The 22,455-nt window shown below is 73.1% G+C and carries 18 protein-coding genes; 8 read left to right on the top strand and 10 right to left on the bottom strand.

Translation table 11 applies throughout. The annotated features are described in order from the left end of the window. Nucleotides 1–271: 271 nt before the first annotated feature. Complete coding sequence (locus JK356_RS03165; protein ID WP_201865928.1) at nucleotides 272–2,425, top strand: prolyl oligopeptidase family serine peptidase; 2,154 nt, start codon at nucleotides 272–274, stop codon at nucleotides 2,423–2,425. 23 nt (nucleotides 2,426–2,448) lie between these two features. Here the strand turns inward: JK356_RS03165 and JK356_RS03170 are convergent, their stop codons facing one another. Then, complete coding sequence (locus JK356_RS03170) at nucleotides 2,449–3,003, bottom strand: DoxX family protein (protein ID WP_201865929.1); 555 nt, start codon at nucleotides 3,001–3,003, stop codon at nucleotides 2,449–2,451. A 110-nt stretch (nucleotides 3,004–3,113) separates the two neighbouring features. Further along, nucleotides 3,114–4,175 (bottom strand): C40 family peptidase, encoded by a 1,062-nt coding sequence (locus JK356_RS03175; protein WP_201865930.1) that lies wholly within the window; start codon nucleotides 4,173–4,175, stop codon nucleotides 3,114–3,116. Between the two features lie 200 nt (nucleotides 4,176–4,375). Here JK356_RS03175 and JK356_RS03180 point away from each other — a divergent pair, with 200 nt between their 5' ends. Beyond that, complete coding sequence (locus JK356_RS03180) at nucleotides 4,376–4,726, top strand: hypothetical protein (protein ID WP_201865931.1); 351 nt, start codon at nucleotides 4,376–4,378, stop codon at nucleotides 4,724–4,726. A gap of 136 nt (nucleotides 4,727–4,862) precedes the next feature. On the opposite strand, the gene JK356_RS03185 is transcribed toward JK356_RS03180, so the two are convergent. The 7 genes from JK356_RS03185 to JK356_RS03215 all read right to left on the bottom strand — a co-directional run bounded on the left by JK356_RS03185 (nucleotide 4,863) and on the right by JK356_RS03215 (nucleotide 12,642). Beyond that, nucleotides 4,863–7,127, bottom strand: a complete 2,265-nt coding sequence (locus JK356_RS03185) for a glycoside hydrolase family 9 protein (protein WP_201866116.1) — start codon at nucleotides 7,125–7,127, stop codon at nucleotides 4,863–4,865. A gap of 180 nt (nucleotides 7,128–7,307) precedes the next feature. Continuing rightward, nucleotides 7,308–7,694, bottom strand: coding sequence for a barstar family protein (locus JK356_RS03190; RefSeq protein ID WP_201865932.1), 387 nt, complete (start codon nucleotides 7,692–7,694; stop codon nucleotides 7,308–7,310). A 153-nt stretch (nucleotides 7,695–7,847) separates the two neighbouring features. Beyond that, the gene (locus JK356_RS03195; protein WP_201865933.1) at nucleotides 7,848–9,026 is read right to left on the bottom strand and encodes a C40 family peptidase; all 1,179 of its coding nucleotides are present in this window, start codon (nucleotides 9,024–9,026) and stop codon (nucleotides 7,848–7,850) included. Nucleotides 9,027–9,364: 338 nt separating this feature from the next. Beyond that, nucleotides 9,365–10,519, bottom strand: a complete 1,155-nt coding sequence (locus JK356_RS03200; RefSeq protein WP_201865934.1) for a DUF4037 domain-containing protein — start codon at nucleotides 10,517–10,519, stop codon at nucleotides 9,365–9,367. A 101-nt stretch (nucleotides 10,520–10,620) separates the two neighbouring features. Beyond that, on the bottom strand, nucleotides 10,621–11,082 hold the full coding sequence (locus JK356_RS03205) for a carboxymuconolactone decarboxylase family protein (RefSeq protein ID WP_201865935.1): 462 nt from the start codon (nucleotides 11,080–11,082) through the stop codon (nucleotides 10,621–10,623). Further along, on the bottom strand, nucleotides 11,061–11,960 hold the full coding sequence (gene sigJ / locus JK356_RS03210) for an RNA polymerase sigma factor SigJ (protein WP_307815374.1): 900 nt from the start codon (nucleotides 11,958–11,960) through the stop codon (nucleotides 11,061–11,063). Before sigJ ends, JK356_RS03205 begins: the two co-directional genes overlap by 22 nt. Nucleotides 11,961–12,036: 76 nt before the next feature. Continuing rightward, a complete protein-coding gene (locus JK356_RS03215; RefSeq protein WP_201865937.1) occupies nucleotides 12,037–12,642 on the bottom strand; it encodes a DUF1707 domain-containing protein in 606 nt (201 codons plus the stop codon). Between the two features lie 59 nt (nucleotides 12,643–12,701). Between JK356_RS03215 and pcrA the strand changes: the two genes are divergently transcribed. Next, nucleotides 12,702–15,143, top strand: a complete 2,442-nt coding sequence (gene pcrA, locus JK356_RS03220; protein ID WP_201865938.1) for a DNA helicase PcrA — start codon at nucleotides 12,702–12,704, stop codon at nucleotides 15,141–15,143. A gap of 175 nt (nucleotides 15,144–15,318) precedes the next feature. Continuing rightward, nucleotides 15,319–16,083 (top strand): hypothetical protein, encoded by a 765-nt coding sequence (locus tag JK356_RS03225; RefSeq protein WP_201865939.1) that lies wholly within the window; start codon nucleotides 15,319–15,321, stop codon nucleotides 16,081–16,083. Between the two features lie 475 nt (nucleotides 16,084–16,558). On the opposite strand, the gene JK356_RS03230 is transcribed toward JK356_RS03225, so the two are convergent. Further along, entirely contained in the window at nucleotides 16,559–17,842 is a 1,284-nt protein-coding gene (locus tag JK356_RS03230) for a M23 family metallopeptidase (RefSeq protein WP_307815375.1), read from the bottom strand. A 271-nt stretch (nucleotides 17,843–18,113) separates the two neighbouring features. Between JK356_RS03230 and JK356_RS03235 the strand changes: the two genes are divergently transcribed. The 4 genes from JK356_RS03235 (at nucleotide 18,114) to JK356_RS03250 (ending at nucleotide 22,431) form a co-directional block, all read left to right on the top strand. Beyond that, entirely contained in the window at nucleotides 18,114–18,530 is a 417-nt protein-coding gene (locus JK356_RS03235; protein ID WP_201865941.1) for a cobalamin B12-binding domain-containing protein, read from the top strand. 223 nt (nucleotides 18,531–18,753) lie between these two features. Then, on the top strand, nucleotides 18,754–19,929 hold the full coding sequence (sucC, locus tag JK356_RS03240; protein ID WP_201865942.1) for an ADP-forming succinate--CoA ligase subunit beta: 1,176 nt from the start codon (nucleotides 18,754–18,756) through the stop codon (nucleotides 19,927–19,929). A gap of 20 nt (nucleotides 19,930–19,949) precedes the next feature. Beyond that, nucleotides 19,950–20,837 (top strand): succinate--CoA ligase subunit alpha, encoded by an 888-nt coding sequence (gene sucD / locus JK356_RS03245; protein WP_201865943.1) that lies wholly within the window; start codon nucleotides 19,950–19,952, stop codon nucleotides 20,835–20,837. A 205-nt stretch (nucleotides 20,838–21,042) separates the two neighbouring features. Further along, nucleotides 21,043–22,431, top strand: coding sequence for a DUF6350 family protein (locus JK356_RS03250; RefSeq protein ID WP_201865944.1), 1,389 nt, complete (start codon nucleotides 21,043–21,045; stop codon nucleotides 22,429–22,431). Nucleotides 22,432–22,455 lie beyond the last annotated feature (24 nt).

Below are 22,455 nucleotides of genomic sequence, written 5' to 3' on the forward strand. Positions count from 1 at the left end.
CACTCGTTTGGGCGAATCGCCGCCTAGCGGCCCGGGGCGGGGGGTACATCCTCGGCATCAGCCGCAATTGCCCAACTGGAGGCGATCATGAGCGAGTTGCCCCTGACCTGGATCCTCTTCATCCTCCTGCCCGCTGACGAGACCGCCGCCGTGGCGGACTGGCAGCAGTCGCTGGTCGAAGGCGACGTCGACTGAGCGAGACGTGCGACGGCGGCCGGCCCGCAGCGGGCCGGCCGCCCCGTCTGTGTCAGCGGAGACGAAGGGCCAACGCGTGGAAACGCAACCGATGGCGCGGCGCGTGCCGGTGGTGGAGGAGATCGGCGGCCACCGGGTGGCCGACCCGTACCGGTGGCTGGAAGAGGGCTCCCCAGACGGCGGGACGGACGGCGCGGACGACGGGGCAGCGGCCCGCGCCGAGTGGCTCGCGCGGCAGCAGGCGCTGTTCGAGGAGTGGTCCCGGGAGTGCGCGGGCCCGCGCGCCGCGTTCGGCGACGCGCTGCGGCGCCTGGCGGACGCCGGCGGCACGGCCGCGCCCGCGCTCACGCCGCCGGTGTGGCGCGGCGCCCGGCGGTTCCGCATGCGCCGCCAGCCCGGGCAGGAACTGCCCGTCCTCGTCTGCCAGGACACGGACACCGGCGAGGCGGAGCGGGTGCTCGTGGACCCGCTGGAGCTGGACGCCACCGCGCGCACGGCCGTGGCCGCGTGGCGTCCCTCCCGCACCGGCGCGCTGCTGGCATACCAGACCAGCGCGCAGGGCAGCGAGGAGCCGCTGCTGCGCGTGATCGGCGTCGCCGACGGCAAGCCGCGGGGCCCGGCGCTGCGCCCCGGCCGGTTCACGCCGGTGGTCTGGCTCCCCGACGATTCCGGGTTCTTCTACGTCACCTGCCCGCCCGGCGGGGCTGCCCGCGAGGTCCGGCTGCACCGCCTCGACGGCGGGCCCGGCGGCACCGCGGACGACACCGCGGAGGGCTCTGTGCGCGACGGCCCGCGCGACGCGCTGGTGTTCGCCGCCGACGCCCGGCAGATGTCGCTGTGGTCCAGCCCCGACGGCCGGTGGCTGGCCGTCAGCACCGCGCCCGGCGCGCAGACCGGCAACCGGATCCTGCTGGCCGACCTGGCCGCCGGCCCGGTGGAGTCGCCCGCCTGGCAGGAGGTGTACGACGGAACGGCCACCGGCGCGCAGGCCGTCCTGCGTTTCGGCCCCGCCGGCACCGTGTACGCGCTGACCACGAGCCGCGCCGCCGGCGGCCGGGTCTGCCGCGTCGACCCCAGGCAGCCCGGCAGCGCCCACTGGACGCCGCTGCTCACGCCGCCGCCCGGCGAGGTGCTCACCGGCTGCGTGCCGCTGACCGACCCCGCCACCGGCGCCGTCCGGCTGCTGGCCGCCACCCAGCGCGACGGCGCCGCCGTCCTGCGTCTGCACGACGGGGACGGCGCTCCGCTCGCCGGCATCCCGGTGCCGGGCCAGGGGCCCGGCACCCTCAGCAGACTGACGGCTCCCCAGGACGGTTCGTCCCAGGCGTGGTTCCTGTACACCGACTTCGTGACCCCGCCCACCGTGCACCGCTTCGACCTGGCCACGCGGCGCTGCGTCGCCGAGGGCGCCGCCGCCCCCGCCGTAGCCGCCGTCGTGCACCGAAGCGCGGTCCCGGCCGACGACGGGACCGAGGTGCCGGTGTACCTGATCGCTCCCGCCGGCCACGACCCGGCCCGCGGGCCCCGCCCGGCGCTGCTCCACGCCTACGGCGGCTTCGGCGCCACCGCCGCCCCCGCCTACTCGCCGGCCATCATGGCCTGGGTCGAGGCCGGCGGGCTGTACGCCATCGCCGCTGTGCGCGGCGGCGGCGAGCGCGGCACGGCCTGGCACGCGGCGGGCCGGGGCCGCAACAAGCCCACCGCGTTCGCCGACTTCGCCGCCGTCGCCCGCTGGCTCATCGCAGCGGGCCACACCGCGCCCGGGCAGCTGGCCGTCAAAGGCGGTTCGCACGCGGGGCTGATGGCCGCCGTGGCGCTCACCCGCGACCCCGGTCTGTACGCCGCCGCCGTGTGCTCCGGTGCGCCCACCGACATGGTCCGCTACCCGCACCTGGGCATGGGCCGGTGGTGGCTCGCGGAGTTCGGCGACCCGGCCGACCCCAAGGACCTGGAGGTCCTCCTCAGCTACTCCCCGTACCACCGGGTGCGGCCGGGCACCCGCTATCCGGCCGTGCTGCTGACGACCGGCCGCACGGACGAACGCGTCGGCTCCGCCCACACGTTCAAGCTCACCGCCGCGCTCCAGCACGCCACCGCCAGCGGCCGGCCCGTGCTGCTGCGCTGCGAGGACGGCGTCGGCCACGGCATGCGGGCGGCGTCCCGCCACATCGACGCCGAGGCCGACGCCCTCGCGTTCTGCGCCGTCCACACCGGGCTGCTGGCCGGCTGACCTCAGCGGCCAGCCGGAGACCGCTAGCCGAAGAGCCGCTGGTCCTGGCGGGAGCGGCGCGCGGCGAGCAGCGAGTCGAACGCCAGCGGGCCGCTGCCCGCCAGCACCAGCGTGATGAACCCGGCAGCGAACGGCAGGTCCGCACCGAAGTAGTAGGGATCGGTTGACCAGCTGACGGTCAGCCAGAACGACAGCGACAGCAGGGCTCCGCCCGCCGCCGCCAGCCGCGTCAGCAGCCCGAACAGCACCCCGGCGCCCACCGCCATCTCAGCGAGGGCGACGCCGTTCCCGAAGAGGTCCGGATTGTCCAGGGCCAGATCCGCCAGCCACGCCGCGGCCGCGTCGTCGCGTGCGAACTCCAGCATGGCCTCCATGGTGTCGCGGTCCATGGCGCTGCTGAACGGCGTGGCGTCCGTGAACTTGTCGATGCCCGCGTAGAGGAACGTCAGGCCCAGGAACAGCCGCAGCGGCAGCAGCGCGTACCGCGCCGCCATCTCGCGCGGCCCGCCACCGGGGCCCCCGGTGCCGGGCAGCGGACCGCGCGCGGCCGGGCCGCCCAGTTGATCCGTCACTGACATGATCGGTGCCACCTCCTTGTCGCCCGAGCGGCCAAGTCTGCCAGCGGGCCAGGAGAACCGGCCAGGGGCACGCGAGCGGGCGGCCGCTCCGGACAAGGGGAAGGAACGCATCAGGCTGGCCTCACAGCGCCCGCGAAGGGCATCGAGTCGACGGGGGCGAACCGCACCGGCGCACCGGAGCGGGAAGCGTGGATGATCTGGCCGTTGCCCACGTAGATGCCGACGTGGCTGACGGACGGGTAGTAGAACACCAGGTCTCCCGGGGCGAGCTGGTCACGGGAGACCGGCGTGCCCGCGCCGGACTGCGCCTGGCTGGTGCGCGGCAGCGACACCCCGGCGGCGGCCCAGGCGGCCTGGGTGAGACCCGAGCAGTCGTAGGCGTGCGGCCCGGTGGCCCCCCAGCCGTACGGCTTGCCCAGCTGGGCGTAGGCGAAGGCGACGGCGGCCGAGGCCCGGGCCCCGGGCGCGGGCACGTCGGGCAGTGCCCCGGCGCCGGGGTAGGCGCCGGGGCCGGCCGCTGGCCCGCCGCCCGTGCCCTCCTCGCGCAGCAGCCGCTCCCGTTCCCGCGCGGTGAGCGTGTCCATCAGCTCCTCGGCCTCCGCGAGTCTGGCCTCGACGGTCTGGCGCTCCTCGCGCGCGGTGTCCTCGGCGTCGCGCAGCCGCTCGGTCTGCTCCTCGGCCTCGGCCAGCAGCCGTTCGATGTCGCGCACCTGCTGCTGGACGGCCCGCACGGCACGCGTCTGCCGGTCGCCGCTGCGGTCGAGGACGGAGGCCCCCGTCAGGAAGCCCTCGGGGTCGGAGGAGAACGCCAGCTGCACCGAGGGCGGCAGGCCTCCGGCACGGTACCGGGCGGTGGCGTGGGCGCCGAGCAGGCCGCGGGTGTCGTTCAGCTCGTCGGTGCGGCGGGCCGCCTCGTCGCGCAGCCGGTCCAGCTCCTCGCGGGCGGTCTCGGCCCGCTCGGTGGCGGCGTTGTACCGCTCGGTCGCCTCCTCGGCCTGCCGGTGCAGGGTGTCCACGCGGTCCTCCACTTCCGCGAGGGTGGGCTGCGGGTCGGCGAGCGCGGCGCCGTCCAGGACCGCCGTGGCCGAGGCGGCGCCGGTGACGGCGAGGGCGAGGGCGGGACCGCGCCGCCACCGGAAGACCGGCCGGGAGGGTTTTCGATGTCGCGCCATGAACCTGGACGGTAATCCCGGAGTGCCCCATGACAGGGCCATCTGAACGGCACTGATCGGGAATGACCCAAGGTGAGTGGGGCTGTCCTTGCTGGCACGCTGTGTGGCGGAGGATGAGCGCTTGGTGTACCGCCCTGAGAGGTCCGGCCACCGGCGGGGCGGCTCGAGGCCCGGCCGGGACGGACGGTTACACTCCCGGCATGGACGCCCTCATCAACGTCTTCCTGGCCTTCCACATCATCGGCATCGCGGCCCTGCTCGGCGGTTTCCTGACGCAGATGAAGCTGATCGGTGCGGGCGAGGCCCGTGTGCTGCCGGGGATGATGCACGGCGCGTGGACGATGCTGGTCACCGGCCTCGCCCTCGTGGGGCTGAACGAGGCCGACGACCAGGAGGTCAACAACCTCAAGATCGGCGTCAAGCTGGCGGTGCTGCTGGCCGTTCTGGTGCTGGCCTATCTCAACCGTGACGAGGAGCGCGTCGCCGCGCCCGTCTTCGGCGCCATCGGCCTGCTCACCACGCTCAACATCTTCCTCGCCACCCTCTGGTGACCACCGCGCGCGGGCGCGCGCACACGAACGGGCGGCCGCCCGCTCCCCCGTGAGGGAGGGACGGCCGCCCGTTCGGTGTCAGGCGCGTCGCGCCGGGGGGCGCCGCCGGCCGTGTCGCCGGCCGGGCGGTCACGGCTCAGGCGTTGCCGCCGGACTCCGCGCCGCCGCCGGCCAGGTCACCGGCGAAGGACGACAGCCACACCAGCGGGGCGTTCCAGTTGATGGTGATCTCGTTGGTCGAGTAGGACTCGATGTGGTCGATGTAGCACATCGCGGGCGGGCAGCCCTGGAGCTCCTGCTCCGCGACCGGGTCCTGGAGCGCCTCGTTGGGGCCGCCGGCCAGGGAGCCGGGGGCCGGGTTGGGCAGGCTGGCGTCGAGCTGGTTGGCCCAGAACCGGTGGTGCTGGTTGTGGGAGTCACGCTCGCCGTAGCCCGTCACGTACGACTGGTTGAGCGCGTTGCGGCCGAGCACGTAGTCCAGGCCGCCGAGGGCCGCGTCGCGGTAGGCCGCCTCGCCCGTCAGGTCGTAGGCGACACCGAGCACCACGGCGTTGTTCAGCACCTGGCTGTTGGAGCCCCACACGAACTCACCCTGGAACGGCAGGCCGTACGCCTGCGCCTGCGCGTCCGCCGCGTAGCCGTCGGCCGCCTCGGTGACCATGGCGCGCACGTCGGCGAGCTGCTCGTCGGTGAGGTCGTTGGGAACGGTGGCCAGGCTCAGCGCGCCCAGGCCGGCCGTGGCGCCCCAGGACAGGCCGCCGCGCGGGAAGACCGCGTCGGTGTCACCGTGGAGCGGGGAGTTCAGCAGGTAGTCGCGGTACTGGTCGGCACCGGTGGTGACGAACAGCTCGGCGGCGGCCCAGTAGAACTCGTCGCTCACGTCGTCGTCGCTGTAGGCGCCGCCGCCCACGCCGTCATTGGGGTCGGCGTAGACGTCCGGGTTGGCCACGGCGGCCTCCCAGGAGCGCTCGGCGGCGCTCAGGCACTCGGCGGCGAACTCCTCGTCGTAGGGCGCGAACAGGCGGGCGCACTGCGCGGCCGTGGCGGCCACGTTCAGCGTCGCGGCCGTCGACGGCGGGTGCAGCTCACGGGCCTGCGGGTCCTCGTGCGGCAGCAGCGGCAGCCCGGTCCACTCGGCGTCGTGGAGCTTGTGGTGGGCCATGCCCGCCAGCTCCTCGCCCTCGGGGACCATCATGGACAGCAGGAACTCCAGCTCCCAGCGGGCCTCGTCCAGGATGTCCGGGACGCCGTTGCCCTGCTCCGGAACGGCCAGCGAGCCGTCGCCGAGGTCGCTGCCGTCGGCGCCCGCAGCCGTCAGCGTCCGCTCGTAGGTCTGCATCAGCTGGGCGACGGAGATGCCGCCGTTGACCACGTACTTGCCGTGGTCGCCGGCGTCGTACCAGCCGCCGGCGGCGTCCAGGGTGTAGTCGCACTCGTTCTGCCAGCAGGTCACGCCGTCGTCGCCCTGGTTGGGCTCTACGTTCACGTGGCCGGCCGGGCGCGCGTACTCCTCACCGACGAGGCTGGCGTCGATCTCGATGCCGCTGCGGTTGTGGTAGTAGTACGCGAGCGCGTCGGTCAGCAGCGAGTCGTAGACGTCATCGCCGATGGTGAACGGCTCGCTGGTGTCCTCGCCGATGGTGACGGTGTAGTCCTCGCCCGGTTCGGTGACCTCGCTGAAGTCGAAGGTGTGGACGTTCTGCAGCGAGGTGCTGTCGGTGCCGGCCGGCGTGGTCTCACCGGAGAAGACCTCGGTGCCGTCGGCCGCGGTGACGGTGAAGGGCAGCGGGTCGGTGGCCTCGGTGACGTAGGTGCCGGCCTTCACCGCGCCCGTCAGGTACCCGTGCTGGTTGACGCGCACGGGTGAGCCGGTGTCGGGGTCGAACGGGGGACGTTCGGCGCCGCCCGTCAGCGAGATGTCGTCCAGGCAGAAGGTGTAGGGCTCGTCGCTGCCGCCGACCTGGAAGACGAGCTGGGCCTCCTCGATGGCGGTCGAGGCGGTGAAGACGTGGCTGATGGGCTCGGCCGCGTCGGTGATCTGGTCGACGGCGGCCAGGACGGTGCCCCAGGGCTCGACGGGCTCCTGGACGTTGGTGCGGATGGACACCGGCGCGGTGGCGGTGGCCGTGTAGACCAGTTCGTAGGTCTCGCCCGCCTCGATCGGCAGGCCGTCCTGGCCGATGATGACGTCCCAGGCGTTCTGCGTGCCGCCGGGAATCTCGGCGCACAACTGGCCGTCGACAACGGTGCCTTCGGTGTTCTCGGTCCACCACCAGGGCGCGGTGGTGCCGTCCTCGAAGTCGCCGTTGGAGATGAGTTCGGGTCCCTGCTGGGCGCTGGCGTGGGGCAGGGCCAGCGCGCCGGCGAGCAGACCCGCGGTGGCGGTGGCGGCCAGTCCCAGCGCGCGTCTGCTGCGCCGGCCGTCCTTCCGGTGACGGGAGCGGGGTGGATAGGTCACGGCTCAAGTCCCCTTGGGAAAGTGATGAGATGATGGCCACATGACATGGGAGCGCTCCCAGAGCATCCTGCGGGAAGGTCATGTCACCGTCAAGACAGGCGACGCCAGGCAGGAGGCGTCCCCTCAGCACAGCCGGAGCCGGCCCGGCGCGCGTTCCTCGGCGGTCCTGACCAGCCAGTCGAAGACGGTCGTCCCCTCGCCTGCCTGCGCCGCGCGCAGTTCGGCCGCGATGCGGTCACGGTTGCCGGGATGGGCGCGCTCCAGGCGCCGCCGCAGCTGACGGGCGGTCTCGGCGTGGCCAAGACGCCTGCGGGAGACCTCGTGGTCGTGCCATTCCAGGACGAAGTCGCCGTCCTCCGGGGTGCCGTAGCCGCCGGAGAGACAGTCCGCGAACGCGTCGAGGTTGTGCCCGAAGTAGCCGCCGGGTCCGTTGACGGCCTCCCCGGCCTCGCGCCAGAAGTCCTCCAGCGTGGCGATTCTCGCGCCGCGCAGCACGTACCTGGTGGTCACGGCCCCAGCCTAGGCCGGGAAGCCGGGGCACCAGCGCGTGCCGCCGCCGCGTAAGGCCGGACCGTCCGCGCACGTGGGGGGTCCCCGGTGCGCGGGGGAGCGCGGACGGTCCGGCAGCGAACCCCTCGGCAGAGGGGAGTTCACGGGCCCGGGTCAGGCCGGACGGACGTAGCTGTGGATCGGCATCACGTCGATCGACTCGTACTTGACGACGTCCCCCGGCTTCGGGGCGTGGATCATCTGGCCGTCGCCGACGTACAGCCCGACGTGGCTGATGTCGTCGTAGAAGAACACCAGGTCGCCCGGCTGGAGCTGGTCGCGCGTGACCTGGGTGCCGATGGTCACCTGGTCCCAGGTGACCCGGGGGATCTCGACGCCGGCCGCGCGCCAGGCGGCCTGGGTCAGCCCCGAGCAGTCGTAGGAGTCGGGGCCGGTGGCGCCCCAGACGTACGGCTTGCCGAGCTGCGCCTCGGCGAAGGCGATGGCCTGGTCGGCGAGCGAGGCGTACGAGCCGTCGGCCGCGCCGCCGCCCGCGTCCTGGCCGGCGTCCTGCTGCTGCTCCTGCTGCTGTTCCCGCTCGCGGCGCTCCTGGGCCTCGCGGGCCCGGCGCTCGGCCTCTTCCCGCTCCAGCCGCTCCAGCTCCTGGTAGGCGGCCTCTTCTTCCTCGCTGAGCTGGTCGAGCAGGGCCTGAGCGTTGGCGAGCTTGTTCTGGACGATCTCCTTCTGGCGCTGGAGTTCGGCCTCGCGTTCCTCCAGTTCGGTCAGCGCCTCGCTGGCCTCCTCGCTGCGCTCCTCGGCCTCGCGCTGGCGGACCGTGAAGTCGGCGAGCGCCTGCTGCTGCCGCTCGCCGAGGCGTTCGAGCGCGTGGCTCTGCGAGAAGTACGCCTGCGGGTCGGTGGCCAGCAGCAGCGTCGCCGTCGGCGGCATGCCGCCCCCGCCGTGACGGTACTGGGCGGCGGCGAACGCGCCCAGCGCGCGGCGGGCCTCGTTGACGTCCTCGGTGGCCTCGGCGGCCGCTTCGAGCAGGCGGTCCACGCGCTCCTGCTGCTCGTCGGCCTCTTCCCGGGCCTCGTTGTACCGCTGGGTGGCGACGCCCGCTTCGCGGTAGAGACGGTCCACCTCGTCGCGGACGTGTGCCGCGCGCTCGGCCGCGGCCTCGGCGCGCTCACGCTGTTCCTCGAGGGAGGCGGCACCGCCGTCGGGGTCGTCCGCGTGCGCGGACTGCGAAAGCAGCGTCACCGACACCAGGGCGGCGGCGCCGACACCGATGGCTCCCCGGCGTGCGGCGGGGCGTTCGAGCAGACCGGTGCGGGGCTTGCGGTGGGAACCCATGGGCGGGTGTCTCCTTCCCTGACCCTGAACAGCGGTGGCGGCGGCACGCGGCCACCTGCCGCCGCACGCTAACCACCCGCAGGGGCTCTTGTGAAGGCTGGTGTGCGATTTATCCGCGATGTGACCGACACCATTTCGTGATCAAATGGCGGGGTCGCGGGCCGGTTCCCGGGCCGGAAGAAGAGGACAACACGGGCCTGGGACAAGGTCGTTCGGGGCCGGCACGAGGGGGCGGCGGCTGCGGCGGGCCGGCCGGGCGGAAGACACCGACAGCCGGCCGGGGAACGTGACGCTCGCCACGCCCCGAGGCGGGCGGCAACTGCCGCCCGCCCGGCGGCTCATGGCGCGCCGTCCGGCACGCCACCCGTGCCCTGGCGCGAGGGCACGGCCATACCGGGGACGCCGGCGACGGCGCCGGTGGCCGCCCGCGCCAGCGGCGGGCTGACCAGCAGGTCCGTGCTGTCCGCGAACTGGTCGACGGTCCCGGTCAGCGGCAGTGCCCGCAGCGCGGGATCGGTCAGCCGCGCGGTGAGGGCGGCGACGAACCGCTCGGCGTGCAGCACCCGGTAGGGCCGGGCGTGGTACGGGCGGGTGGCCGGGTCCACGTGGCCGGTGAGCCCCAGCCGGTTGTGGAGCGCGCCCACCGCCTCGTAGGCACGGGTCAGATGCGCCTCGCGCGTGGGCCAGTCCACCGCCGCCAGCGTCCCCGTCAGGTGCGGGCGCAGCGCGTCCGCCTCCGGCAGCCGGGCGAACGCCGAGCCCAGCCACTTGCTGTACGGCGGATAGCGCCGCGCCATCAGCAGGCACAGCCGCATCAGCTCCCGCACCAGCCGCGCCGCGACGACAGCCGAGCCCAGCTCGTCGCCAGCCTCGCCGCAGCGGCCCGGGAACGCCTCCTCCTGCGCGATCCGCTGCCACTGGCAGGCCAGCACGTACCGCCACACCTCGGGCGGGTACCAGGCCAGCCGGGCGCGGGCCGGGCCGAGGGTGCCGAGCCCGTCGTGGAACACCGCACCGCCCGTCACCTCGGCCAGCCGCTGCGCCGGGGTGGACAGCCAGTCGGCCAGCGTGGGCGCACCCGCCAGCGGGTCGAAGCCGAGCAGCCCGGTGAACCAGCGGCCGGGCTCGGTGATCTCGACGCGGTGCGCCACCGGCCCGGTCGTCTCCCGCATCACGCCGATGCCGGCCTCGCCGGTCGGCGCAAAGTGCGTGGGGTAGCCGAGGAACGTCTTCGGCAGCTGCTCGGCCAGCAGCTGGTGCAGCCGGGCGCCGTGGCGCTCCGCGTCGCCGGGGGACAGGAACAGCGTCAGGCGCGGTCCCCACTCGTGGTCCGCCGAGCGCGCCGTGTCGAAGCCGAGCACCTCGGAGCCGGGGCCGAGCCGGGCGGCGGAGTGCACCAGACCCGGCGCGGCCTCGTCCAGCAGCGGCCGGACCGCCTCCTGGTAGAAGCGGCGGGACAGTTCGAGACCGGGAAGGAACGGGGGTGTGGTCATTCCGGTCAGCCTGCTACGGGGAGGCGGCGGCCGGCGAGCGGTTTTCCCCGTGTTCTTCCCCGTGTCCGGCCGGCCGCCGCCCCCGTGCGTCCCTCCGGACCTCAGGCCGCCGCGGCGGCGGGCGGGTGGCGGAGGGTGACGTTGACGGTGTTCCAGGCGCTGATCTGGGCCAGCGCCACCACCAGGACCGCCAGCTGCTGCTCGTCGTAGTGGCGTGCCGCCTCCTGCCAGACGTCGTCCGGCACGCCGGCCGGGTTGTCCGCGAGCCTTGCGCTGGCCTCGGCCAGCGCGAAGGCCGCGCGCTCGGCGTCCGTGAAGAACGGCGCCTCGCGCCAGACGGCCACGGCGTCGAGCCGCTGGTCGGTCTCGCCGGCCTTCCGGGCGTCCCGCGCGTGCATGTCCACGCAGAAGGCGCAGCCGTTGATCTGGCTGACGCGCAGCTTGACCAGGTGGAGCAGGTTGTCCGGCAGCGTGCTGTCGTGCAGGAACTGCTCCACCGACAGCCAGGCGCGGTAGACAGCGGGGGCCTTGTCGGCGAGGTTTACACGCGGTCCGTGTCCCATGGGACTCTCCTCAGTTTCTCGGGGTTGCGGACCAGGTCGATCGAGGTGACCCGGCCGTCGGAGACGGTCACCCCGGCGACGCCGCTGAGGTCATCGCCGCAGCCGTACGCCAGCCCGGGGCTGCCGTTGACCGTGACAGGACGGACACGGCACCCCGCGCGCAGGTAGCGCCCGGCGAGCCGGGAGATGAACAGCGCTGTCTTCGCGGATCCCAGCACGGGCCGCCGGGCCGCCAGGACCCGGCCGCCGCCGTCGGCGCGCAGCACGACCTCGGGATCGAGCAGTTCCAGCAGCGCGTCGTAGTCCGCGCCCTCGACGGCGGTCGCGAACGCGGCGACGACCCTCCGGTGTTCCGCTTCGGACACCTGGACGCGCGGCGCGCGCGCCGCCAGATGGCCGCGTGCCCGCGCCGCGAGCTGGCGGCACGCCGCGGGGGTGCGCCCCACGGCGCGCGCCACCTCGGGGAACGTCAGCCCGAAGACGTCGTGCAGCAGGAACGATGTGCGCTCGGCCGGTGTCAGCGACTCCAGGACGACGAGCATCGCCATGCTGAGCGACTCGTCCAGCGTGATCCGGTCCGCCGGGTCCGCGCCGTCACCGGCCACCACCGGTTCCGGCAGCCACGGGCCTACGTACCGCTCGCGCCGCACCCGGGCCGACTTCAGGTGGTCCATGGCCAGCCGCGCGACCGCGACCACCAGCCAGCCCGTGACGTCCCGGATCTCCTCCCGCTCGGCCGCCTCGCTCAGCCGCAGCCAGGACTCCTGCACGACGTCCTCGGCGTCGTCGACCGTGCCGAGCATGCCGTACGCCACGGCCATCAGCCGTGGCCTGGCCGCGGTGAACTCCGCGGCGAGCCGTGATCTTCCGTCCTTCACGCCACTAGGACGAGACAGCCGGGACAGGTGTGACATGCGGGCATCGCTGCCGCCGCCGCGGCTGCCCGGCCACGGCTCAGGCCCTGCCCGCGGAGCCGCGCAGCTTGCGGCGCTCCCACAGGTTGGGGTTGCGCACGGTGACGCCTCCCGCCCCGCCGGAGCCGGTGAGGCGCACCAGTGGCGTGCGGGGCAGCCGCTCGCCGGAGGTCTTGTCCTTCACGCCGCCCAGGCCCTGCGAGAAGCCCGTCACGTCCACGGCCCAGCCCTCGGGGACGACCACCGTCACGCCGCCCATGTCGCCGTACGCCTCGATCTCGACCTCGGGCAGGCGGCACTCGGTCCGCGTGAAGTCCAGCTTGACGCCGCCGAGCCCGCCGCGCGCGGTGATCTTCGCGGGCACCTCCCAGCGGCCGGTGCGTTCCTCGCCGTGGAGGCCGCCCTTGACGACCAGCGGCGGCGCCGGCTTCTCCCAGGCGGGCTGGGGCAGGTCGGCGGTCAGCGGCTCCAGCTCGCCGTAGGTCTTGGCCGCGAACGCCTTCTCCAGCCGCTCCTCCAGCTCCTCCAGGTCCAGCCGCCCCTCGCCCGCGGCCTCCCGGAGCCGTTCCGCCACCGCCTCCCGGTCCTCGTGCGAGGCCCGCATCTCCGGGCGGGGCCGGGACGGCTCAGGAAGCTGCGAGGTCATGCGTGTGATTGTAGGAGCGGAGACGGGCGGGAGGGAGCCGGTCCTAGACTCGGTGCACGATGAGCGGCATGTTCGACGACCACGCGCTGGCGGCCTTCGGCCCGCCGCCCCCCGATGACGCGCCAGAGCCGGAGCCGGACGAGGGCCCCGGCGCGGCGGAGCGGGCGGAGGCGGACGCCCTGTTCGACGACGCCGGCGCGTTCGCCGGACCCGGCCGCGCCGAGGAGGACGCCTACTACCGCAACGGCGCCCCCCGGCCCGTCACCGACCCCGCTGCCCTGCTCGACGGCCTGAACGAACAGCAGCGCGCCGCCGTCACCCACAGTGGCTCGCCGCTGCTGATCGTGGCGGGCGCCGGTTCGGGCAAGACCAGGGTCCTCACCCACCGCATCGCCTACCTGCTGGCTGAGCGCGGCGCGCACCCCGGCCAGATCCTCGCCATCACCTTCACCAACAAGGCCGCGGGCGAGATGAAGGAGCGCGTCGAGCAGCTCGTCGGCCCGCGGGCCAACGCGATGTGGGTGATGACGTTCCACAGCGCGTGCGTGCGCATCCTGCGCCGCGAGAGCAGGAAGCTCGGCTTCACCTCCAGCTTCTCGATCTACGACGCCGCCGACTCGCGCCGCCTGATGGCGCTGGTCTGCCGCGACCTCGACCTGGACCCCAAGCGCTTCCCGCCCAAGTCGTTCAGCGCCAAGGTCTCCAGCCTGAAGAACGAGCTGATCGATCCCGAGGACTTTGCCGCCCAGGCCGGCGATGGGTTCGAGAAGACGCTCGCGGAGGCATACACGCTCTACCAGGCGCGGCTGCGCGAGGCGAACGCGCTGGACTTCGACGACATCATCATGACGACGGTGCACCTGCTCGACGCGTTCCCCGACGTGGCCGAGCACTACCGGCGCCGCTTCCGCCACGTGCTGGTCGACGAGTACCAGGACACCAACATCGCCCAGTACATGCTGGTGCGGCAGCTCGTCGGCGACGGCGAGGGCCTGTGCGTCGTCGGCGACGCGGACCAGTCCATCTACGCCTTCCGCGGCGCGACGATCCGCAACATCCTGAAGTTCGAAGAAGACTACCCCAACGCCACGACGCTGCTGCTGGAGCAGAACTACCGCTCTACGCAGACGATCCTCTCCGCCGCCAACGCCGTCATCTCCCGCAACGAGGACCGCCGCCCCAAGAACCTGTGGACCAACGCGGGCCCCGGCGCCCGCATCACCGGCTGGGTCGCGGACAGCGAGCACGACGAGGCGCAGTTCGTCGCCGACGAGATCGACCGCCTCACCGACGCGGGCGAGGCCAAGCCCGGCGACGTCGCCGTCTTCTACCGCACCAACGCGCAGTCCCGCGTCTTCGAAGAGGTCTTCATCCGCGTCGGCCTGCCGTACAAGGTCGTCGGCGGCGTCCGCTTCTACGAGCGCCGCGAGGTCCGTGACGTGCTCGCGTACCTGCGCGTGCTGGCCAACCCCGAGGACACCGTCCCGCTGCGCCGCATCCTCAACGTGCCCAAGCGCGGCATCGGCGAGCGGGCCGAGGCGATGATCGACGCCCTGGCGCAGCGCGAGCGGATCTCGTTCGCGCAGGCGCTGCTCCGCGTGGACGAGGCGTACGGCATGGCCGCGCGCTCGGTCAACGCCGTCAAGCGGTTCAACACGCTGATGGAGGAGCTGCGCACGGTCGCCGAGTCCGGCGCCGGCCCGGCCACCGTGCTGGAGGCCGTGCTGGAGCAGACCGGCTACCTGGCCGGACTCCAGTCCTCCAGCGACCCGCAGGACGAGACGCGTGTCGAGAACCTCCGGGAACTCGCCGCCGTCGCCCTGGAGTTCGAGCAGGAGCGCGGCCCGGACAATCCTGGCACGCTCGCCGAGTTCCTCGAGCAGGTCGCGCTGGTGGCCGACTCGGACGAGATCCCTGAGGACGGCGAGGGCGACGGCGTGGTCACGCTGATGACCCTGCACACCGCCAAGGGCCTGGAATTCCCGGTGGTCTTCCTGACCGGCATGGAAGACGGCGTCTTCCCGCACATGCGCTCGCTGGGCAAGACCAAGGAGCTGGAGGAGGAGCGGCGGCTGGCCTACGTCGGCATCACGCGTGCCCGGGAGCGGCTGTATCTCACCCGCTCCCAGCTGCGCAGCGCGTGGGGGCAGCCGCAGCACAACCCGCCGTCCCGGTTCCTGGAGGAGATCCCGGATCAGTACGTCGACTGGCGCCGCACCGGCACCGGTCTGGGCGCCAGCGCGCCGGTGCGCACGGCGGCCACGCCGTCCTCGGGCGCCGGGGGCGCGCGCCGGGGAACTGGCGGGTTTGCGACGCGGCGGACGAGTGACCGGCCCGTCATCTCCCTGTCTCCCGGTGACAGAGTGACGCATGACACATTCGGCCTGGGAACGGTCATTTCGGTACAGGGAGAGGGCAGCCGGGCTGAGGCTGCGATCGACTTCGGCGGCGACAAACCCAAGCGCCTGCTGCTGCGTTACGCACCAGTAGAGAAGCTGTGACCAGCCGCTGACAGCCGTGGTGGCGAGTGTCGCGCTCGTGTCACAGACCGGAGAAAAGTCTTGTCGAGACGGACGCGGGACGATTAGCTGCTTGGCGGCATGAGTTAATGATTCGTACTCCAGTTCTGACCGACCTGGAGCCACGTACCGCACTTCGAATCCCAGGGGGAACGAGATGAGCCAGCCCTGGCAGCAGCAACCGGGTGGGGGCGGCCAGCCTCCACAGCAGCCGGGCGGGTACGGGCACCCGCCGCAGCAGCCGGGCTACGGTCAGCCGGGCGGTTATGGCCAGCCGCAGCCTGGTTATGGCCAGCCGCAGCAGCCGCAGCCGGGCTACGGCTACCCGCAGCAGCAGCCCGGCCCCGCAGGGCCCCCGCAGCCCTTCGGCGCCCCGGGCGGCGGCTACCCGGCTCCGGCTCCGCCCCCGCCGGTCCCGGGCGGCGGGAACAGGATGTTCCTCGCCGTAGTGGCGGGCTTTGTCCTGATGGTCGGGCTCCTCTTTGCCTACGGCTACATCGTCGGCGACGTGCTCTTCGACGCCAGGGACGCGATCGAGGAGGCTGGTCTCAACGAAGAAATCGAGTATCCGCAGTACACGTGGGCCGCGGCGGTCATCGGTTTGCTGATCGCTCTGCCCTTCGCGAAGCTGGCGCCTCGCAACTGGGGGCTGGGCGCAGTGGGGGCAGTCTTCTCCTTTCTCGCCATCTTCCTCGGTGAGCTGTTCACCAGGGCAGTGATCTGGGTGGGCATAGAGGAGGCGGCTATCGGTACCTCGCAGAAGAGCGCCTTCGGCTATTTCTTCGAGGACTTCGGGGACTTCCTCGAAGCCTGGACCGACACGGCGTCGGCACTCAACTGGATCTTCCTCTTCTTGGCTCCATTCGCCTTCTTCCTCTTCTTCAAGCTGCTCAGCGACCGCTCCACCTCGATCGTGCGGTAGCGCGCGATCCGTTCGACGGCGGAACGAGACAGGACCGGCATCCGGTAACCGAGGTGCCGGTCCTGTTGCCGTTCTCGCCTCGCACCGCCACCGGGCGGCGGCGACACGCGGTGCCTGTGCTCCCGGCCGGCCTGGGATCGGCCCGTTGCCGTTCCAGACAACGTTGCGGGCGGCTCTCTCTTCGACGCGACGGCTGCCGTATAAGGAGGGACCGCAGAGGGAGTGCTCCTGGAACATGCGCTGCGGCTGGACGGCGTCGGCCGGTGGGATGACAGATGACAGACGTCGTCATCGCCGCCGAGCGGCACGGCCCGCCTCGCTTTCCAGGGTGACGTCAGGTGTGACGGTGGAGGCGGGCCGCTCGCTTCTTTCGCAGCTGGCCGCCGGACTCCCGGGTGTGTCCGGCGCACTCGGGGAACGGACCGCGGCGAGCGGAGGTTCCCGCTCCGTGAGGCCGGGCGGTCCGTGCGGTCCGTCAGGTCGGTTCGAGGCCGTGCTCGCGGAGCCAGGCGAGGGGATCGACGGCCGAGCCGCCGCCGGGCCGGACCTCGAAGTGCAGGTGCGGTCCGGTGGAGTTACCGGAGTTGCCGGAGTAGGCGATGACGGTGCCCGCCTGGACGTAGCCCGAGGTGTACACCGACGAGCTGAGGTGCGCGTACCAGGTCTGCGTGCCGTCCTCGGCGGTCACGATCGTGAGGTTGCCGTAGCTGGGGTGCCACTGCGTGGAGACGTAGCCGTCGGTCGCGGCCATGACCGGGGTGCCGTAGGCCACCGGGAAGTCGATGCCGGTGTGGGTCGACATCCAGTTGACGCCGGAGTCTCCGAAGTAGGCGCTCAGGCCGCGCTGTTCGACGGGCACGAAGAACTTGGGCCGCAGCGCCTCCTGCCGGGCCGCCTCCCGCTCCTCCGCCTCGCGTTCGGCCTCGCGCTGGCGCTCCAGGTCGATCTCGCCCTGGGTCTGGCCCGCGCGCTCCCCGTAGTCCGAGGCGGCGGCGGACAGCCCGGCGAGCTGCGTGTCGAGTTCGGCGTTGGCGGCGGCGTACTGGACGCTGCCGGGGTCCGGCGCCGCGACGGGCGCGGGGTCCCCCTCGGAACCGGAGCCGGAGTTCGACTCGGTGACGGTGGCGGCGGTGGCGACGGCGGTGACGCCGAGGACGCACAGGGAGGGGGCGGCGACGCTCAGGAACGCGGAGCGGGCGCGCGGCGCGTTCTTGCGCCGGCTGCGCGAGCGGGCGCGTGGGGGAGCGGCGGACGGCTGCCCGCCGGAGTCCGCCTCCAGGGCCGGCTCCTCGGCGGTCTCCACGCGGGCGAACTGGCTGGTGTCGCAGTCGGTTTCGACCTGGCCGCTGAACTCGGCGGCGGGCATGGCCGCCGTGGCCTCGAACGCCACTTCGGGCTCCGGGCCGGCGGGCGCCGTCCCGGCCTCGGCCTGTGCCGCGTAGCCGTTGGCGTCGTACGCCTGCGCCGGCTGGGCCGTCTGCCCGGGGTAGGGCTCGTACTGCTGCTGCCCGGTGGTGTAGGAGTCGTACGTCCCGTAGTCCGGCTGCGCCGGGACGTGGTGGTACTCCCCGCTCCACTGCTCTCCCGTGCCTGATACCGGCACCCCGGATTCGCCGTACCCCTGGTAGGAGGCCCACTGGTCGCCCCAGGCGTGCTGCTGGGGCTGGTGCGGCTGGTACGGCTCGTGGGAGAGGGGGAAGCCGAGGTCGTCAGTGGGGGCGGTCGGAAGCGAGACTCCCGACATCTGACGATCTGTCACCGACTTGCCTTTCGGCTCGACTAACAGGAGCGGGACGTGTCCCGGCGGCTGCGTGCGGCGACTGTACCCGGCGGTATGCGGCGCCGACAATCTTCTGGCGAGGTCTTCCACGTTTCGGGGGGTCCCGAATCGGGCATTCACCTCTCTTTCGGGGGAGAGGATCATCAGGTCATCACCCTTTGTTCGATCTCAGTTCGATGACAACAGGGCTTGAGGAAAGCGGGGGGCGGGCGTGATGCTGGGGTTAACGTGCGTTCGCTTGGAGGGTCAGATGGCTGTGTCAGGTCCGATCCGCGTCGTGGTCGCGAAGCCCGGTCTCGACGGGCACGACCGGGGCGCCAAGGTGATCGCCCGCGCGCTGCGCGACGCAGGCATGGAGGTCATCTACACCGGGCTGCACCAGACGCCGGAGCAGATCGTGGACACCGCGATCCAGGAGGACGCCGACGCCGTCGGGCTCTCGATCCTCTCGGGGGCGCACAACACGCTTTTCGCGCGCGTGCTGGAGCTGCTGCGCGAAAGGGATGCCGACGACATCACGGTCTTCGGGGGCGGCATCATTCCCGAGGCGGACGTTCCGCCGCTGAAGGCCATGGGCGTGGCGGAGATCTTCACGCCGGGGGCCTCCACGGGTGAGGTGGTGCGCTGGGTGCGCGAGCACGTCGGCCTGGCCGGCCAGGCGGGCTGACCGGGCACGACCAGGGCCGCGGAGGCGGCCGGAGGCGGGCGCGGACCCGGTCCTGTGACAGGTTTCACCCGGGTTGTACCGGCCTGGATTCCTGCGCGTCGCCGGCGCCCGATACGCTCGACTCCGGACATGCCGCGTGCCCCGGCCACCAGCCGCGCGCGGCCACGCGGCACGCCCACGCTGACAACGAACCGCGAAGATCACCAGTGAGGGACGGACGCGCGTGGACCTGTTCGAGTATCAGGCGAGGGAACTCTTCGCCAAGCATGATGTGCCGGTACTGGCCGGAGAGGTCATCGACACGCCGGAGGCCGCGCGCGCCGTGGCTGAGCGCCTCGGTGGCCGTGCGGTGGTCAAGGCCCAGGTGAAGACCGGTGGCCGCGGCAAGGCGGGCGGGGTGAAGCTCGCCGCCGACCCGGACGACGCGGTGGCCAAGGCCGAGGCGATCCTCGGCATGGACATCAAGGGCCACACGGTCCACAAGGTCATGCTGGCGCAGACCGCCGACATCGCCGAGGAGTACTACGTCTCCTTCCTCCTCGACCGCGCTAACCGCACCTTCCTGGCCATGGCGTCCGTTGAGGGCGGCATGGACATCGAGGAGGTGGCCGCGACCAAGCCGGAGGCCCTGGCGAAGATCCCGGTGGACCCCATCGACGGCGTGACCGAGGCCAAGGCCCGCGAGATCGTCGAGGCCGCCCGCTTCCCCTCCGAGGTGGCCGACCAGGTCGCGGAGGTCCTCGTCAAGCTGTGGAACGTCTTCGTCAAGGAAGACGCCCTGCTGGTCGAGGTCAACCCGCTGGTGAAGACCACCGACGGCGCAGTGCTGGCGCTGGACGGCAAGGTCTCCCTCGACGCCAACGCCGAGTTCCGCCAGCCGGAGCACGAGCGCTTCGAGGACAAGGCCGCCGCCAACCCGCTGGAGGCCGCGGCCAAGGCCAAGGGCCTGAACTACGTGAAGCTTGAGGGCGGCAACGTCGGCATCATCGGCAACGGCGCCGGCCTGGTGATGAGCACGCTGGACGTGGTCGCCTACGCGGGCGAGAAGCACGGCGGCGCCAAGCCCGCCAACTTCCTGGACATCGGCGGCGGCGCTTCCGCCGAGGTCATGGCCAACGGCCTGGAGATCATTCTCGGCGACCCGGACGTGAAGTCCGTCTTCGTCAATGTCTTCGGCGGCATCACCGCCTGCGACGCGGTCGCCAACGGCATCGTGCAGGCGCTCGACCTGCTCTCGTCCCGGGGCGAGAACGTCACCAAGCCGCTCGTCGTCCGTCTCGACGGCAACAACGCGGAGCTCGGCCGCAAGATCCTCACCGACGCCGGGCACCCGCTCGTCGAACAGGTGACCACCATGGACGGGGCGGCTGAGCGCGCCGCCGAGCTGGCCGCGAAGTAACGAGGGGACTCACTCACACCATGGCTATCTTCCTCACCAAGGAGAGCAAGGTCATCGTCCAGGGGATGACCGGCTCCGAGGGCCAGAAGCACACCCGTCGCATGCTGGCCTCCGGCACCAACATCGTGGGCGGCGTGAACCCGCGCAAGGCCGGGCAGAAGCTCGACTTCGACGGCACCGAGGTTCCGGTCTTCGGCAGCGTCAAGGAGGCCATGGCGGCCACCGGCGCCGACGTGACCGTGATCTTCGTGCCGGAGAAGTTCACCAAGGACGCGGTCATCGAGGCCATCGACGCCGAGATCCCGCTCGCCGTCGTGATCACCGAGGGCATCGCGGTCCACGACACCGCCGCGTTCTGGGCCTACGCCGGGAAGAAGGGCAACAAGACCCGCATCATCGGCCCGAACTGCCCTGGCCTGATCACCCCCGGTGCCTCCAACGCCGGGATCATCCCCGCGGACATCACCAAGCCCGGCCGCATCGGCCTGGTCTCCAAATCCGGCACGCTGACGTACCAGATGATGTACGAGCTGCGGGACATCGGCTTCAGCACCTGCGTGGGCATCGGCGGTGACCCGGTCATCGGGACCACCCACATCGACGCCCTCGCCGCGTTCGAGGCGGACCCCGACACCGACCTGATCGTCATGATCGGCGAGATCGGCGGCGACGCCGAGGAGCGGGCCGCGGAGTACATCAAGGCCAACGTCACCAAGCCGGTCGTCGGCTACGTGGCGGGCTTCACCGCGCCCGAGGGCAAGACGATGGGGCACGCCGGCGCCATCGTGTCCGGCTCCTCCGGCACTGCCCAGGCCAAGAAGGAGGCCCTGGAGGCCGCCGGGGTCAAGGTCGGCAAGACCCCCTCGGAGACCGCGCGGCTGGCGCGTGAGGCCCTCGCGGCGGCCTGATTGCCGGCGCCGCCGCCCCCGGCCGCACCTCCGCGACGGCGGTGACGCGAGCGCTGGAGCGCGAGCGTCACCGCCGCCGTCGTTCGCGGCCCCGGCGGCAGGCAATACGACAAGCTGACCAGCTGACCATAAGTCTTCTGTTCATCGACGCGGCGCGCATACGTCATTACAGCCGCAAAACAGACATTCTTGGCAGCATGGCGGGGTGAGCCATCCGCGCCACTTCGACGATTCCGGCCGGTACGCCGCGAGCTGCGTGGCCGAGGGCGCGCTCGCCGCCGTGCTCGGCCTCGCCGTGCTGGGCGCCGGCGTCCTGCTGCTGTGGGCCATCTCGCCCTACCCCGACGACAGCGCCGACGGCGCCCTGCGCATCGCCGCCGATCTGTGGCTGGCCGCCCATGGCGCCGCGCTGGCGCGCGACAGCGGCCTCCACGGCGGCACTGTGCCCGTCGACCTCGCGCCGCTGCTGCTGACCGCGCTGCCGTGCTTCCTGCTGCGCCGCGCCGTGCGCCCCTACACCGGGCAGCACCTGCCGCCGCGGGAGGGCGTGACCGTGGCCGCGCTGCACGGCGGCGGCTATCTGCTCGTCGCAGCCGCCGCCGTGGTGTTCACCGTCCCGGCACCGCTGCGGGCCGACCCGCTGAGCGCCGTGCTGTGCCTGCCGCCGTTCGTGCTCCTGCTGACGCTGCCCTGGCCCGCCTGGGCCAGCCGCGCCGCCCGCGCCGCGGCGGCGGGCGTGGTCGCGGCCTGCGCCGTGGGCGGGGCGCTCGCCGCCGGGGCGCTGCTGGCACGGGCCGGCGAGGCGGGCGCGGCGTTCGGGCGGATCGGCGGCGCCTGGGCGGGCGGCATCGCCGTGGCGCTGCTGTGCGCCGTGCTGCTGCCGAACGCCGCCGTGTGGGCCGCCGCCTACGGCCTCGGACCGGGCTTCAGCGCCGGGGCGGGCACCGTGCTCGCGCCGCTCGCCGCCGCGCCGGAGCGGCGTCCCGCGCTGCCCGCGTTCCCGCTGCTCGCCGCCGTCCCGGCCGGTCCGCCCGCGGACGTCCTGACGTGGTCCGCCGTCGCGGCCGTGCCCGCCGCCGCCGTCCTGACCGGCGCCTGGTACGTGGCGCGGGACGCCGGCGCCGTGCGGGAGCCCTGGCGCGTCACGGCGCGGAACGCGCTGCTCGCCGCCGCCGGCAGCGGCGCGGCCTTCGGCGCGCTCGCCGCCTTCGCCGGGGGCTCGCTCGGCACCGGCGGGCTCGCCGCGTTCGGGCCGAGCCCCTGGCTGACGGCCGGGGCGGCCACCGCCTGGCACGCCGTGCTGGGGGTACCGCTCGCCCTGCTCATCCGCTGGCGGCTGCTGCGCCACCACCGGCTGCCGGTGCCGGCCCCGGCGCAGCGGCGGCCGCGGCTCGCCGTGCCGCGGGTGGCGCAGCGCTGGCTGCCCGAGCGGCGCCAGGCGGCGGACCGCTGGCACGAGACCCGCGCCCGCCGCACCCGCTGGGCGGCGCTGCGCGCCAGCTCCGGCGTCCTCGTGCCCGGTTTCCCCGCTGAGCACCGGGACCCTCCCGGCGGCCAGCCGCCGGTCCTGACGCGGGACCGCCCCGGCCCGTGAGACGCGCGCTGAGGCGGGCGGGCC

It is taken from the genome of Streptomyces sp. 7-21 (genome assembly GCF_016741785.1).
GTDB lineage: Bacteria > Actinomycetota > Actinomycetes > Streptomycetales > Streptomycetaceae > Streptomyces.

What these genes read in the sequence shown, in the direction of transcription:
- sucD (WP_201865943.1), top strand. Translation starts at nt 19,950, where the DNA reads ATGGCTATCTTCCTCACCAAGGAGAGCAAGGTCATCGTCCAGGGGATG.
- JK356_RS03200 (WP_201865934.1), bottom strand. Translation starts at nt 10,519, where the DNA reads ATGACCACACCCCCGTTCCTTCCCGGTCTCGAACTGTCCCGCCGCTTC.
- JK356_RS03205 (WP_201865935.1), bottom strand. Translation starts at nt 11,082, where the DNA reads ATGGGACACGGACCGCGTGTAAACCTCGCCGACAAGGCCCCCGCTGTC.
- JK356_RS03225 (WP_201865939.1), top strand. Translation starts at nt 15,319, where the DNA reads ATGAGCCAGCCCTGGCAGCAGCAACCGGGTGGGGGCGGCCAGCCTCCA.
- pcrA (WP_201865938.1), top strand. Translation starts at nt 12,702, where the DNA reads ATGAGCGGCATGTTCGACGACCACGCGCTGGCGGCCTTCGGCCCGCCG.
- JK356_RS03235 (WP_201865941.1), top strand. Translation starts at nt 18,114, where the DNA reads ATGGCTGTGTCAGGTCCGATCCGCGTCGTGGTCGCGAAGCCCGGTCTC.
- JK356_RS03170 (WP_201865929.1), bottom strand. Translation starts at nt 3,003, where the DNA reads ATGTCAGTGACGGATCAACTGGGCGGCCCGGCCGCGCGCGGTCCGCTG.
- JK356_RS03195 (WP_201865933.1), bottom strand. Translation starts at nt 9,026, where the DNA reads ATGGGTTCCCACCGCAAGCCCCGCACCGGTCTGCTCGAACGCCCCGCC.
- JK356_RS03215 (WP_201865937.1), bottom strand. Translation starts at nt 12,642, where the DNA reads ATGACCTCGCAGCTTCCTGAGCCGTCCCGGCCCCGCCCGGAGATGCGG.
- JK356_RS03180 (WP_201865931.1), top strand. Translation starts at nt 4,376, where the DNA reads ATGGACGCCCTCATCAACGTCTTCCTGGCCTTCCACATCATCGGCATC.
- JK356_RS03175 (WP_201865930.1), bottom strand. Translation starts at nt 4,175, where the DNA reads ATGGCGCGACATCGAAAACCCTCCCGGCCGGTCTTCCGGTGGCGGCGC.